Origin of the sequence: Marinimicrobium sp. (assembly GCF_002695945.1) — a bacterium.
GTDB lineage: Bacteria > Pseudomonadota > Gammaproteobacteria > Pseudomonadales > Cellvibrionaceae > Marinimicrobium > Marinimicrobium koreense.
Genome location: NZ_NZQP01000025.1, coordinates 1 through 13,447, shown reverse-complemented (window position 1 = coordinate 13,447; position 13,447 = coordinate 1). Strand labels below are relative to the sequence as shown.

The window sequence follows — 13,447 nt, the reverse complement described above, 5'->3', positions numbered from 1 at the left end:
ATTCGCGTAGGGCGGATAAGGGCTAAGCCCGCATCCGCCGTTACCTGAAATTGATCGCCTTTGGTATGGCGTTCAACAAAGCGGTGTCGGCGGTTAATAATGCCAAGTTATGCTGAATGGCGGTGGCGCCAATTATTGCGTCGGGGAGTTTGAGGCCGGTGTCTCTCCGAATGCGGATTACTGCGTCCATCAGCTCATTATCGTTGGAGTGTAAGCCAAAACTCTCTACCCGCCTCAAAAAGGCCTGAAATACGTAACTGTCCTCTGAGGACAAGCCTTTGAAGCACATAAATTCTAGGTGGGATACAACCGAAATGCCGACGAGCTCCGCACCAGAGAGTCTGGCTGCTAATTCTCCATCGCCTTTCAGGAGTGCGATGATGGCGTTGGTGTCCAGTAAATAGCGGTCAGCTCCACTCATCTCTAATTTTCCGCTGTGCTTCTACAGCGTCTCCTTCCCAGGTCAGCTTTCCAGATAGGTCCTTGAAGTCGTACTTATTTGCCGGTTCCTTGATGGCTGTGGGCGCATCGGGAATCAGGATAATTGCCTTTAAATGCGTTGATTCCAGCGCTTTGTACTCGTCAGGGAGCCTGATCTGGCCGTCGATGACGTCTGCCTCGAACTCAATAGCGTACATTTTCCGCCCTCTGCCAGTCGCTTAACGTTCTGATGGTACCTTGAATTGTGATTGTTGGGCAATGTGGGATGCGGGTTGGGGATAGGTTGGGTGCGTGCGTTGGGTTGGGTTACGGTGGATGCGCTTCGCTTATCCGCCCTACGCATACCACGGTAATTCGCGTAGGGCGGATAAGGGCTAAGCCCGCATCCGCCGTTACCGAACGATCAGTTTACTACCCGGAGCTTCCCGGTATTCTGCTTCTGCCGCCACACCGAATCGCTGATCAACATGCTGGCCTTATAATCCGTCGGGGCTTCCACCAGTAGCTGTTTCACGCGGTCGCACTGGTAGGCGTGGCAGGCGACGTCGAGGTCGTCCAGCAGGTTTTTGGTTTCTTCCCAGCTCAGGTGGTGCTCTTCGGCGCGCAGGATGCCGGGGTGTTGGGTGCCGGAGACGTTGCTGCCGATCAGCAGTTCCTCGTACAACTTCTCGCCCGGGCGCAGGCCGGTAAATTCGACTTCAATATCGCCGTTGGGGCGGTCTTCGTCTTTGATTTCCAGGCCCGAGAGGTGAATCATCCGGGTGGCGAGATCCACGATTTTCACCGGTTCGCCCATATCCAGCACGAACACGTCGCCACCGGTACCGATGGCGCCCGCTTGAATCACCAGCTTGGCGGCTTCCGGGATGGTCATGAAGTAGCGGACCATCTCCGGGTGGGTGACCGTTACCGGGCCACCGTTTTTGATCTGTTCCCGGAACAACGGGACTACCGAGCCAGATGAGCCCAGTACGTTACCGAAACGGACCATACTGAAGATGGTGGTGTTCTGGCGCTTGGCCAGGCCCTGCAGTACCAGCTCTGCCAGTCGCTTGGAGGCGCCCATGATGTTGGTGGGGCGCACGGCCTTGTCGGTGGAGACCAGCACGAAGGATTCCACCCCGGCGCGAATGGCGGCCTCGGCGGTGTACCAGGTGCCGTAGACGTTGTTGCGCACGCCCTCGACGATATTGTGTTCTACCAGCGGCACGTGCTTGTAGGCGGCGGCGTGATAAACCGTCTGCACACCAAAGCTGCGCATGATGGTTTCCACCCGGTGTTCTTTCTGAACCGAGCCCAGGATGCTGTACAGGTTGATGTGATTTGTGCGGAATTCAGAGGTTTCCTGCAGCTCACGCTCGATCTGGTAAAGGCTGAACTCGTTCAACTCAAACAGGACGATGGCGCGGGGGCGGTGCTGGATGATCTGGCGACACAGCTCACTTCCGATGGAGCCGCCGGCACCGGTGACCATGACCACTTTGTCGGTGATGTTGGCGGCCATGAGCTCCGGCTGAGAGGAGACCGGGTCGCGACCCAGCAGGTCCTCAATCTCCACATCCTTGATGTGTTCGATACAGGCCTTGCCGCTCAGAATATCCGGAATGGCTGGCACGGTCTGGACCGAAATGGCCAGGGATTCCAGGCGCTTGATCACCTGAGCCCTTCGGGAGTTGGGTGTGCTGCCCAGCGCGAGCAGCACCTTGCTGACCCGGTGAGTCCGGATCAGGGCCTCGATCATCTTCGGGCTGTAGACCTTGATGTTGGCCACTACCGTGCGGTGCAGGGCCGGGTTGTCGTCCACAAAGGCAACGGGTTTGTACTGGGAACCCTGCAGCGCCAGAGTGAGTTGGTGGCCGGTATAGCCGGCGCCGTAGACGATAACCGGCTCTTTAAGGTCCACACTGCGCCGGTTGAGCATCATGATGACGCTGCGCACCATCAGGCGCGGGGCACCAATGAGCAGCAGGGCGATGGTCAGGTAGATGAACGGAATGGAGCGGGGCAGTCGGGACTGGGTCAGGAAGCTGGCCGTGGCCAGTACCAGTGCGGAAATAAACACACAGCCAACAATGGTCAACATGGCCGGTGTGCTCATGTAGCGCAGGATGGCTCGGTACATACCCATGCGGATAAAGACGGCGAGACTCACCACCAGAGTAATGGCGATGACGGTGACGTCTTTATCGAGAAACTGGGAGTTAAAGGTGCCCAACCGCAGGAAGGCGGCGGCGTAGAAGGCGGTAACAATAGCGACGGTGTCGTAAATCAGGGAAATAATGCGTTTGGTGGTCCGGGAGGACTCAAACAGGGCTTCCAGCATAGACCTCTAACTCCATTGATTGACCGAATCTTGCCTCTGGCCGATTGTGCTCCTTCATGGGGCAATAACCGCTGGAGTATAGCGCAAAATCGGGGCAATTGTTACGAAAACCTTACGGTTTTTGGGGTTAGATTGGATAGAGCAATTTGGGTGCCAAATAGTGGGTATCACGTGTATTTACGGCGGATGCGGAGGTTGATTCGGGTTGGGTTACGGCGGATGCGCGACTGCGGCGCTTATCCGCCCTACGCGGATTTATACCGCTGCGCTCGGCCGTAGGGCGGATAAGGCNGAAGGNCGCATCCGCCGTTACCCCATGGTGACGTTTACCACCTGACCAACCAACACTGGTGAATCTTCGGGTTGCGCTGAAAATCCTTATCAATCGTCTGGGGGGTGATGTCTTCGAGCTGATACGCGCTCAACGCGTCCCGATCCATCGCAAACGTCCGCAAATTGGTGGAGAAAATCAGGGTTCCGCCTTTTGCCAAGGCCTTCATGGCGCCNTCGATCAGGGCCACATGGTCCCGCTGAATGTCCAGTACGCCGGGCATTTTCTTGGAGTTGGAGAAGCTCGGTGGATCGAGCAGAATCAAGTCAAACTCCTGCTCGTTGGTTTTCAGCCACTCCACGCAGTCGGCCTGTTCTGTGCGGTGCTTGGTGTCGCTGAGGCCATTTAACGCCAGGTTGTTGCGGGCCCACTTCAGGTAGGTGTTGGACATATCCACGCTGAGGGTGAACCGGGCGCCGCCCAGGGCGGCGTGAACGCTGGCGCTGGCGGTGTAGCAGAACAGGTTCAGAAAGCGTTTGTTGTTCGCCANTTCGGCGATTTTCAGTCGTACCGGGCGATGATCGAGGAATAATCCGGTATCCAGATATTGCCAGAGGTTGACCTGAAGCCGCGCCTGGCCTTCGATGACATTGATGATTTCGCCGTCCGGGCGCTCGGCGAGCTTCTGGTACTGACTGCCATCGGAATGCTTGTGACGGCGACGCTGCTTGTAGCTGACCCGGTCCGGGTGAATGTCCAGAGCCCGGGGGACCGCGGCCTGAATCTCCGCGAAGCGCTGTTCGGCCCNGGCTTCGTCCACGGATTTNGGGGCGGCGTANTCCTGAACGTGGGCGTAGAGNTCGCCCTGNTCGGAGCGGTACAGGTCAATGGCCGCCGAGTACTCGGGCATATCCGCATCGTAGAGCCGATAAGCATTAATACCGTCTTCGGAGCCGCGGCGCCGCTTTTTCGCCCACTTTGCCAGCTGTTTCAGATTCTTTTGCAGCCGGTTGGCCAGCATTTGTGCGCCGGAGGACAGCGGGGCGTCGGCTTCGAGCTCGGCCTTCAGGGGCTTGGGCGCGGCGCTGACGAACTGGCTTTCCTCGATGGAAAACATCAGCAGCTCGGCGGGCAGGGTGCCGTTATAGAGGCGATATTTCTTTTCCGCCCGCAGGCCCATCTGCTTGCCGAGCTCGGGGTTGCCGGTGAAGATGCCCGCGCGCCAGCCTTTGAATTCGGTTTTCAGTCGCTCACCAAGGTGTTGATACAGCAACTTCAGGGACTCGACATCACCCAGGCGCTCGCCGTAGGGCGGGTTGGTGATCACCAGGCCGGGTTCGAGTACCTTGTGGGTGGGCTGTTTGAGGTCCGCCAACTCCTTGCGGCTGACCCGCAGCCAGTCGTCCAGTTCGGCCTGGATGATGTTGTCTTCCGCCGCGCGGATGACGGATAGGTTGGCGTCGTAGCCGCGGATTTCCGGACGGGATTTGGCGAGGCCGGCGCGTTTGCGGGTAATGGCCTCCTCGCGCAGCTCGAGCCAGATGTCATTGCGGTGATTGAGCCACTGCTCAAACCCAAACCGGGCGTGGCCCAGGCCGGGCGCGATGTCCGCGGCGATCAGGGCGGCTTCCACCAGCAGGGTGCCGGAGCCGCACATGGGGTCGATCAATGCGCCACCACGGGCGGCGATGTCCGGCCAACCGGCGCGCATGAGGACTCCGGCCGCCAGGTTTTCCTTCATCGGGGCGGTGCCCTGTTTGGTGCGGTAGCCCCGACGGTGCAGGCTTTCCCCAGACAGGTCCAGGCTNATGGTGACTTTGCCTTTNTTCAGGCGGGCATTGATGCGCAGGTCCGGGTGCTGTTTGCTGACCGACGGGCGATCACCGGTNACGTCGCGNATGCGATCGACAATGGCGTCCTTGATTTTCAGGGCGCCAAACTGGGTGTTGCGAATGGCGCCGCTGCTGCCGATGAAATCCACCAGCAGGGTGCTCTGGGGACCCAGGTGTTCTTCCCAGGGGATGTTNCTTGCGCCATTGTAAAGGGTGTTCTGGTCACCGACGGGAAANTCCGCCAGGGGCAGNAGGATCTTGTTGGCCAGGCGNGACCAGAGGCAGGCCNGNTAGGCGAGGGCAATGTCCCCTTCAAAGGCGACGCCGGCCACGGTTTCCTTGAGGTGTTGGGCGCCAATGGCGTCCAGTTCCTGGTACAACAGTCCTTCAAGGCCCTTGGGGCAGGTGGCAAACAGNTTCATAGATATCATCAGTTGTTTTTGGGACGGCNTGGTGCCGGTGTGTGCGTTGGGTTGTGGTTACGGCGGATGCAGTTGAAGTCGCGGTAACGGCGGATGCGGGCTTCGCCCTTATACCGCCCTACGCAACCTCCGGAGCCATGCGTAGGGCGGATAAGCGCCGCGAGGCGCGCATCCGCCGTAACCCAACGTTTGGTTTTACGCTGGTAAGCCCACCCCAACCACTTTGTCAAACCGGATTCTAGAGCAAAGTGCCATATGAAACACCTCTGCTATAAAAAAACAATCGTTCACAGCCGGGGGGCTTTTTGCTGTACTGAGCATTCGCCTCTACGGATCCACCACCGATTTTCCCGGGTGGCTGGCTAGAGGCGATGCAGTACCTCCCTACGCACAGTGCCGGGCATCCCCGCCCAGTGGGTGCGTTTCCCTAACAGGCCCAGCGCCACCCCGGCGCTGGGCTCTGCAAGATTAACGGCTACATAGAGGTGCATCACATATGAAACGTCAAAAGCGTAACCAGACAGCTCGCGCATTTGGTAAGGGTTATCAAGCCGGTATTGCGGGTCGGTCCCGCAGCCTGTGTCCGCACGAGAGCGGCACAGCGCGCCAGGAATGGCTCTCCGGTTGGCGCGAAGCGCGCACGGATCAGTGGGATGGTTACAACATGGCCGCTCAAGTACAAAAACTGAACAACTTGTCCCCTCACTGACTGGAGCCTTTTGACAACCTTATTTCTTGGCCATCATCTCCTCAAACTAGCCCGCCTTAGCGCGGGCATTTTTTTAAAAACCGCTTAACAGCTACCTGCGTTGCCGACGCTGTAAAGCGGTTTTTGGGCGCCTGAATGTCTGGGCATAAAAAAACGGCTTGGGGTCTGAACCTCAAGCCGTTTTTCGATATTTGGTAGGACTAACCAGATTCGAACTGGTGACCTCTACCATGTCAAGGTAGCGCTCTAACCAACTGAGCTATAGTCCTGTCTCGTTTGAGGCGCGAACTTTACCAAAACTTCGGATTTTTGCAACCCCTTTTTTAGCGTTGCAGGTTAGTTTAGGCCGTGGTTCCGGCGGATGCGGCCTTTGGCCTTATCCGCCCTACGGATAGCACGGCAGATGGCGTAGGGCGGATAAGGGCGAAGCCTGCATCCGCCGCAACCCAAGCTTCTGGCGCCACGGAACCCAAAGCCATGTGCTATAGTCTTTGCTACGTGGAATTCAACAACAAAGAGGAAAACTCTATGCGCATCAATCGCTTAAGCAAAGCCATCGCTTCCGGCCTGTGCGTTGGCCTGATTCTCCAGACCACCGCCTGCGGCACCGTGCTGTACCCGGAGCGGAAAGGGCAGACCGGTGGCCAGCTCGACCCGGCCGTGGTGGCTCTTAACGCCGTGGGTTTGCTGTTCTTCCTTGTGCCCGGGGTGATCGCTTTTGCGGTGGACTTCTCTAACGGCACCATCTACCTGCCCGGAGGCAGTGCCCAGTTGACCGACGAGCAGATGGAACGCATCACCCGTGCCGATGGCCAGGTGGATCAAGAGGCACTGGAGCTGCTGGTCAAAGACGAGCTGGGTATGGACGTGGACCTGCAGGCGAGCGGTGTCGAGGTGCGCAGCGTGCAATCAGCCGAGCAGGTTCAGGCCCTGATACAGTCCCGCCAGCCGACCACCTTGGCGGCGCTGTAAGACTGGAAGGTTTGTCGGGTTACGCGCGTTGCGCTAACCCGACCTACTGAACGTGCTGCGCGACGGTCGAGTAGGTCGGGTTAGGCCAAGGGCCGTAACCCGACAAATTCCGCCGCAAGCCCAGCAGGTCGGACCGGTCCGACGTTTCGGAACGCAACTCGCGTAGTCCGACAACATTCCCCGACATTGCTTCCAACCGGTAGTTTCGATGAGAATCAAAAATCCCATTACCGCCATCTGGCGCAGCGATGCGTCCCGTGGGTTGAAGATCATTGCCTACAGTCTGCTGTTGGTGTTTGTCACCTCTTTGCCACTGATTGCGTATGTGATTTTTGGGCCTTCCGACGGGAATCCGATTGGATTGGGGCTGTTATTTGCCGGTGGGGCGATGGTGGCTCATGTGGGGTTTTTTGTTGGGCTTTTGATGTTGATTTGGGATCATTATTTTCGGAAGTAGGGCGGGAGGTTGGGTAACGGCGGATGCGCCTTTGGCTCCGAAGCGTCGGACCGATCCGCCCTACGGTTCGAAGTGCCCCCCCCCGGTGACGGCGGATGCGCTTCGCTTATCCGCCCTACGGATACCACGGCAGTTCGCGTAGGGCGGATAAGGGCAAAGCCCGCATCCGCCGTTACTGAGCTACGACGCATCCGCCGTACTGAACTATTCCTCCCCCAAAAACCCGCCGGACTGATGCGACCACAACTGTGCATACAGCCCACCCTGGGCAATCAACTCCGAATGGGTTCCCTGTTCGACAATCTTTCCCTGGTCCAGCACGATCAACCGGTCCAGCGCGGCAATGGTGGACAACCGGTGCGCGATGGCGATGACGGTTTTGCCTTCCATCAATCGACTCAGGTTGCTCTGAATGATGCTTTCGACCTCTGAATCCAGGGCCGAGGTGGCTTCGTCCATGATCAGGATCGGGGCGTCTTTAAGCAGCACCCGGGCAATGGCGATGCGCTGGCGCTGGCCGCCCGAGAGTTTCACGCCGCGCTCGCCCACGTGGGCGTCGTAGCCGGTGCGTACTTCGGCATCACTCAATCCGAGAATAAAGTCGTGGGCTTCAGCTTGTTTGGCGGCTTCGATCATTTCTTCTTCGGTCGCGCCGGGCTTGCCGTACAGCAGGTTGTCCCGCACCGACCGGTGGAGCAGGGCGGTGTCCTGGGTGATCATGCCGATCTGGGCGCGCAGGGTTTCCTGCTGAACCTGGCTGATGTCTTGACCGTCGATCCGGATCTGCCCCTTCTCGATATCGTAGAAGCGCAGCAGCAGGTTGACCAGGGTGGATTTGCCGGCGCCGGAGCGGCCGACCAGACCAATCTTCTCGCCGGGCTTGAGGTCGAGAGAGAAATTCTCCAGCACCCCTTCGCCTTTGTCGTAGTGGAAGGTCACCTGATCAAATTCAATGCCGCCTTCACGAACGTTCAGGGGTTGCGCCTGCTCTGCATCGCCGACTGCGCGCGGGTGGGAGAGGGTGTTGATGCCGTCTTTGGCGGTGCCGATGTTTTCAAACAGGGTGGACACTTCCCACATGATCCACTGGGACATACCGTTCAGACGCAACACCAGGCCCATGGCGGCGGCAATGGCGCCGACCGAAATAATATCGCCGCTCCACAGCCAGATGGACAGCGCGGCGCTACTGAAAATCAACAGGGCATTAATGCCCCAGACACCGCTGTTGAGCAGGGTGGCCAGGCGCATCTGCGGGTAGACGCTGTGCAGAAACCGCTCCATACCGTCCCGGGCGTAATCGGATTCGCGCCGGGAGTGGGAGAAGAGTTTGACCGTGGCAATGTTGGTGTAAGTATCCACGATTCGGCCGGTCATATCGGCCCGGGCATTGGCCTGTCGGGTGGCGACGGCGGACAGGCGCGGCAGGAAGTAGCGCAGCAGGGCGATGTAGGCAAGAAACCAGGCACCGAGCGGCACCATCAAGCGCCAATCGAGCGAGCCCAGCAGCACCAGCATACTGGTGAAGTACACCAGCACATAGACGGTGATGTCCAGCAACTTCATGACCGTTTCGCGAACCGCCAGGGCGGTCTGCATCACCTTGGTGGCGATCCGCCCCGCGAACTCGTCCTGAAAAAAAGCCACGCTCTGACCGAGCAGGTAGCGGTGTGCCTGCCAGCGGATGATCATGGGGTAGTTGCCAAGCAGGGTCTGGTGAATCAGGGTGGAGTGAAAAAACACCGTGATCGGGATGGCGATGAGGACCACAAAGGCCATCAGCCACAGTTCTGTACCTCGCTCGGCCCAGAGTTGGGTTGGGCTGTATTGGCCGAGCCAGTCGACAGTCAGCCCCAGGAACTGAAACAGGGCCACTTCCATCACGGCAATCAGTGCGGCCATGAACGACATGGTTAACAGGAATTTGCCGGCGCCTTTGGTATAGTGGCGGCAGAAGGCCACGAGGTTCCTGGGTGGCTGTTGCGGCTCTTCGACCGGGAAGGGTTTGAGCAGACTTTCGAAAAACGCGAACATAGGGATAGACGGCTGAAGAAATGAGGGCGTAGTTTACAGGCTTTTGGTGGTATGGACCATTGGGGGTTGTTAAGGGATGTAATGAGTTGTGTCCGCCGTAGCAATCCCGTAGGTCGGATTAGCGCGCAGCGCGTAATCCGACGTCCCGCTCCGAATATCCTGTCGGATTACGCGCTGCGCGCTAATCCGACCTACGCAAATTGCGGTTGTTTGCCGTAACCAAAACCATTTTTACTTGGGGGGAAACAATGAAAAAACTGTTAATGGTCTTCGGCGCCGGCTCGCTCGGCGGTTTGGGCAACAGCCTGGTGGTCTGGCTGTTCGGGATGTACGGCATCAGCCAGTCGCTTGGGGTGTCCATCGCTCCGGGGTTATCGCCGGACTGGTTGTACCCGAGGATTGTCTGGGGTGGGCTGTGGGGCTTTCTGTTTCTGCTGCCGGTGTTGAATAATCGGCTGTGGGCCCAGACGTTTGTGCTCAGTCTGTTCCCGACCATGATTCAGTTGTTTCTGGTGTTTCCGTATCAGACGCCGCATGGGGTTGCGGGTCTGGGGTTGGGGACCCTGACGCCGTTGTTGGTGATTGTGTTCAATTGGGTTTGGGCGTTGGTGACGGCGGTGGCGTTGCGGATGGGGCGGTAGGTGTAGGTGAGGTCAGTTGCGTCGGGGGGGGGATGACGGCGGATGCGTTAAGTTGGGCAACGGCGGATGCGCCTTTGGCTTATCCGCCCTACGCGAACTCTCGTGGTATCCGCCATTACCAAAACGCTGACGCATACGCTGTAACCGAACGTGATGCTACCGTAACTACCCGGCCAAACGCCCGGCCCGGTAATCATTGATCGCTTCCTCGATCTCCTCCGGGGTATTCATCACGAAAGGCCCGTACTGCGCAATGGGTTCCTGAATGGGTTTGCCGGCTAATACCAGCGCACGGGCTCCAGAATCCCCGGCGGTGATGGTCAGCGACTCACCATCGCTCAACACACCGGCGGCGCCGTTCTTCAGCTGCCGGGGTGGCTCGCCGATGGTCAGATCCCCTTCAAACACATACAGAAACGCATTCAACCCTTTCGGCAGTGCCTGCTCGAAGGTGGCACCTGCGGGCAACTGCACATCCCAGTAGCGCGGCTCGGTGCTCAGCCCCTGGATCGGGCCTTCCACCGTTTTGCCATCGGCAGTGACACTACCCGCAATTACCTTGACCTTGCCGCCATTGGCCAGCTCCAGGGTCGGGATGTCGCTGGCGGGAATATCCCGATAGGCCGCCGGCTTCATTTTCTCCGCCGCAGGCAGGTTCAGCCACATCTGAAAGCCGTGCATGCGACCTTCTTCCTGCTGGGGCATCTCCGAGTGAATGATGCCGCGCCCGGCGGTCATCCACTGGACGTCACCACTTTTCAGGTCGCCCCGGTTGCCCATGTGGTCCTCGTGCAACATATGACCTTCAAGCATGTAGGTGACCGTTTCAAAGCCGCGGTGCGGGTGAGACGGGAAACCGCCGATGTAGTCGTCCTTGCTCTCGGAGTTGAACTCGTCGAGCATCAGGAAGGGATCCAGACGCGCCTGCTGGCTTTGCCCCAGGCTGCGCTTGATCCGCACGCCGGCACCGTCGCTGGTGGCGAGGGCCGGAATCAGTTGTTGCAGTTGGCGTTGCATAGACACCTGCGACGGGTTGTTGCCCGTTGATCTGGGCCGCTGTATCAGGCAGCGGCCAATTCGGTAATTTCCTGCTCGGCACTGGAGAGCGCCTTCTTCTGGTTGTCTTCACCCATGGCCAGACCTTCGGCGTAGACGAAGTGGGTCTTGGTCAGGCCGATAAAGCCCAGGAAGGTGTTGAGATAACCGGTCTGGGAGTCCGCATCGGTGCCCTGATAAATACCACCACGGGCCGCAAAAATATACACCGGCTTGTCTTCCAGCAGACCTTCGGGGCCGTTACTGGTGTAGCGAAACGTTTCACCGGAGCGGGCAATGTGATCGAAATACGCTTTCAGCGTAGACGGCACGCCGAAGTTGTACATGGGCACACCGAAGACGATCACGTCCGCGCGCTTGAGCTCGTCGATCAACTGATCTGAATAGCTCACGATATCCTGCTGGGTGGCCGTGCGCTTCTCAGCCGGGGTGATGAAGGCGTGCAGGCGCTCCGCGTCCAGGTGCGGAATCGGATGGCGGGCCAGGTCGCGAACGATGACTTTACCCCCGGGGTTGTGCTCGCGCCAGCGCTGAACGAACTTGTTGCTGAGGGCGCTGGAATGGCCGTCGTCACCGGACAGGCTGCTGTTGATCTGAAGTAATGTCGCCATGTGAGTATCTCCTTTAGAGACTGTTGACTCGATGGGTCTATTAAATGATTTGACTAGCGAATGATAAATAGCGATATTTGGAAGAGTTTGATCGAATTATTTGATTGGTTGTATTTTGAGGGGACGGCCTATGGAACCGAAAGTGAGCCTGGATCAGTGGCGGGCCTTTATGGCGGTGATCGATGCCGGTGGCTATGCCAAGGCCGCCGAGGCGCTGGGGAAGAGCCAGTCGGCGGTGTCCTATGCCATTTCCCAGCTGGAAACCGCGCTGGGTGTGGCGGTGTTCGAGCTACAGGGGCGCCGGGCCGTGCCCACTCCGGCGGGTGATGTGCTATACCGGCGGGCCCGACATCTGCTGATGGAGGCGGAAAACCTGGAATCGGCTGCGACTCAGCTCTCTGCCAAGGTGGAGCCTCTGGTCAGTCTGGCGGGGGATGTGATTGTGCCGCCAGAGCAGGTGCTGTGCTGTATTGCCTCCTTTGCCCGGGAGTTTCCGGACACCCGGGTGGAGTTATACGAGTCCGTGATGAGCGGTACCGAGGATATGCTGATTCAGCATCAGGTGGATGTGGCAATCGCCGGGCGAGTGCCGGCCGGGTTCAATGGCGAGTATCTGATGTCGGTGACCTTTCGCGGGGTGACCAGCCCGGACCATCCGCTGCAGCATCTGGGGCGTCCGGTGAGTTACGACGATTTGCGCCACTACCGGCAGTCGATCGTGCGGGATTCGGGGATTCATCGACGGTATACCGAGGGGTGGCAAGAGGCCGAGCAGCGCCTGACGGTGAGTCACATTCGAACGTCACTGCACGCGATTCGGCTGGGGTTGAGTTATGCCTGGTTGCCCGAAGCTTACCTGAAGGACGATCTGGAGGCGGGGACGTTGAAGCTGATTCCGATGGAGACCGAGAGTAAGCGGGTGCATGCGCTTTATCTGATTTTTGCCGACCGGGAGTTGGCCGGGCCGGCGACGCGGCATCTGGCGGAGGTGTTGAAGCGGCAGTTGCCGGTGCAGTAGGGGGCGGGTTGAGTTACGGTGGATGCGTTGAGTTGGGCAACGGCGGATGCGCCTTCGGCTCCGAGGCGTCGGACCGATCCGCCCTACGCATAATTCCGGAGGCTTCATCGGCCGCATCCGCCGTAACCTGGTGTGACGATTATGGCTTATCGGCAATCGCCTTCAGGTTCTGATGAATCTTGAACAACACAATCAACAGCTCACACCAGATACGCACACCGAGGGTACCAAACACGATGATACCGAGACCGGCGAAAAACGATTGGCCAAACATCATGCCGATACCGCCCACCAGCACGCTGAGCAACAGCAACCAGTAGACAACGGTAATGATGCTCGGGGTCAGCATACGATCGAAAAAGAACAAGTCCTTGCCTGACACACTCATTATGATTTTCTCCAGATTGTTTAATTTTTAGCCCAAAAAAGTGTCGCATTTTCCGACACTTAGGTGAGTATAGAGGGGAATTTTTGTTTGGCAAGGTGTGGTGTTGCGTTTTGGTTGGGTTGCGGCGGATGCGCCTTCGATTCCGGGGCGTCGGACCGATCCGCCCAACGCGAATTTCGGTGGGTGCGGATGGTTGGGTTGCGGCGGATGCGGGCTTCGCCCTTATCCGCCCTACGCAGGGCTCCGCGGTATCCGTAGGGCGGATAAGCGAA

General features: G+C 58.6%; 14 protein-coding genes and 1 tRNA gene. 5 read left to right on the top strand and 10 right to left on the bottom strand.

What is annotated here, in order from left to right:
- Positions 1–40: 40 nt before the first annotated feature.
- The 4 genes from CMG77_RS06350 to rlmKL form a co-directional block, all read right to left on the bottom strand.
- Positions 41–421 carry a type II toxin-antitoxin system VapC family toxin gene (locus tag CMG77_RS06350; RefSeq protein ID WP_286903804.1) on the bottom strand — a complete coding sequence of 127 codons (381 nt, stop codon included), beginning with the start codon at positions 419–421 and terminating at the stop codon, positions 41–43.
- Entirely contained in the window at positions 408–638 is a 231-nt protein-coding gene (locus CMG77_RS06345) for a hypothetical protein (protein WP_286903803.1), read from the bottom strand. The genes CMG77_RS06350 and CMG77_RS06345 overlap by 14 nt, the downstream gene beginning before the upstream one ends.
- A 206-nt stretch (positions 639–844) precedes the next feature.
- The gene (locus tag CMG77_RS06340) at positions 845–2,764 is read right to left on the bottom strand and encodes a polysaccharide biosynthesis protein (protein ID WP_286903802.1); all 1,920 of its coding nucleotides are present in this window, start codon (positions 2,762–2,764) and stop codon (positions 845–847) included.
- 326 nt (positions 2,765–3,090) lie between these two features.
- Complete coding sequence (gene rlmKL / locus CMG77_RS06335; RefSeq protein WP_286903801.1) at positions 3,091–5,298, bottom strand: bifunctional 23S rRNA (guanine(2069)-N(7))-methyltransferase RlmK/23S rRNA (guanine(2445)-N(2))-methyltransferase RlmL; 2,208 nt, start codon at positions 5,296–5,298, stop codon at positions 3,091–3,093.
- A 487-nt stretch (positions 5,299–5,785) separates the two neighbouring features.
- Here rlmKL and rmf point away from each other — a divergent pair, with 487 nt between their 5' ends.
- Positions 5,786–5,998, top strand: coding sequence for a ribosome modulation factor (gene rmf / locus CMG77_RS06330; protein ID WP_024460100.1), 213 nt, complete (start codon positions 5,786–5,788; stop codon positions 5,996–5,998).
- Between the two features lie 192 nt (positions 5,999–6,190).
- On the opposite strand, the gene CMG77_RS06325 is transcribed toward rmf, so the two are convergent.
- Positions 6,191–6,267: transfer RNA gene (locus tag CMG77_RS06325), tRNA-Val, on the bottom strand.
- 259 nt (positions 6,268–6,526) lie between these two features.
- Between CMG77_RS06325 and CMG77_RS06320 the strand changes: the two genes are divergently transcribed.
- Complete coding sequence (locus CMG77_RS06320) at positions 6,527–6,970, top strand: polyribonucleotide nucleotidyltransferase (protein WP_286807682.1); 444 nt, start codon at positions 6,527–6,529, stop codon at positions 6,968–6,970.
- Between the two features lie 208 nt (positions 6,971–7,178).
- On the top strand, positions 7,179–7,427 hold the full coding sequence (locus CMG77_RS06315) for a hypothetical protein (RefSeq protein ID WP_286807681.1): 249 nt from the start codon (positions 7,179–7,181) through the stop codon (positions 7,425–7,427).
- Between the two features lie 204 nt (positions 7,428–7,631).
- Here the strand turns inward: CMG77_RS06315 and CMG77_RS06310 are convergent, their stop codons facing one another.
- Complete coding sequence (locus CMG77_RS06310; protein ID WP_286807680.1) at positions 7,632–9,461, bottom strand: ABC transporter ATP-binding protein; 1,830 nt, start codon at positions 9,459–9,461, stop codon at positions 7,632–7,634.
- Between the two features lie 248 nt (positions 9,462–9,709).
- Between CMG77_RS06310 and CMG77_RS06305 the strand changes: the two genes are divergently transcribed.
- Positions 9,710–10,102 carry a hypothetical protein gene (locus CMG77_RS06305; protein WP_286876022.1) on the top strand — a complete coding sequence of 131 codons (393 nt, stop codon included), beginning with the start codon at positions 9,710–9,712 and terminating at the stop codon, positions 10,100–10,102.
- Between the two features lie 165 nt (positions 10,103–10,267).
- On the opposite strand, the gene CMG77_RS06300 is transcribed toward CMG77_RS06305, so the two are convergent.
- Together CMG77_RS06300 and CMG77_RS06295 are read right to left on the bottom strand one after the other, a co-directional pair.
- Positions 10,268–11,119: a pirin family protein gene (locus CMG77_RS06300; RefSeq protein WP_286805737.1), complete on the bottom strand. Its 852-nt coding sequence runs from the start codon at positions 11,117–11,119 to the stop codon at positions 10,268–10,270.
- Positions 11,120–11,163: 44 nt separating this feature from the next.
- On the bottom strand, positions 11,164–11,769 hold the full coding sequence (locus CMG77_RS06295) for an FMN-dependent NADH-azoreductase (RefSeq protein ID WP_123637328.1): 606 nt from the start codon (positions 11,767–11,769) through the stop codon (positions 11,164–11,166).
- A 130-nt stretch (positions 11,770–11,899) separates the two neighbouring features.
- Here CMG77_RS06295 and CMG77_RS06290 point away from each other — a divergent pair, with 130 nt between their 5' ends.
- A complete protein-coding gene (locus CMG77_RS06290) occupies positions 11,900–12,787 on the top strand; it encodes a LysR family transcriptional regulator (protein ID WP_286805734.1) in 888 nt (295 codons plus the stop codon).
- A 139-nt stretch (positions 12,788–12,926) separates the two neighbouring features.
- Here the strand turns inward: CMG77_RS06290 and CMG77_RS06285 are convergent, their stop codons facing one another.
- On the bottom strand, positions 12,927–13,175 hold the full coding sequence (locus tag CMG77_RS06285) for a DUF4282 domain-containing protein (protein ID WP_123637329.1): 249 nt from the start codon (positions 13,173–13,175) through the stop codon (positions 12,927–12,929).
- A 59-nt stretch (positions 13,176–13,234) separates the two neighbouring features.
- A partial coding sequence (locus CMG77_RS06280) for a hypothetical protein (RefSeq protein WP_286903800.1) occupies positions 13,235–13,447 on the bottom strand: 213 nt, incomplete at its 5' end.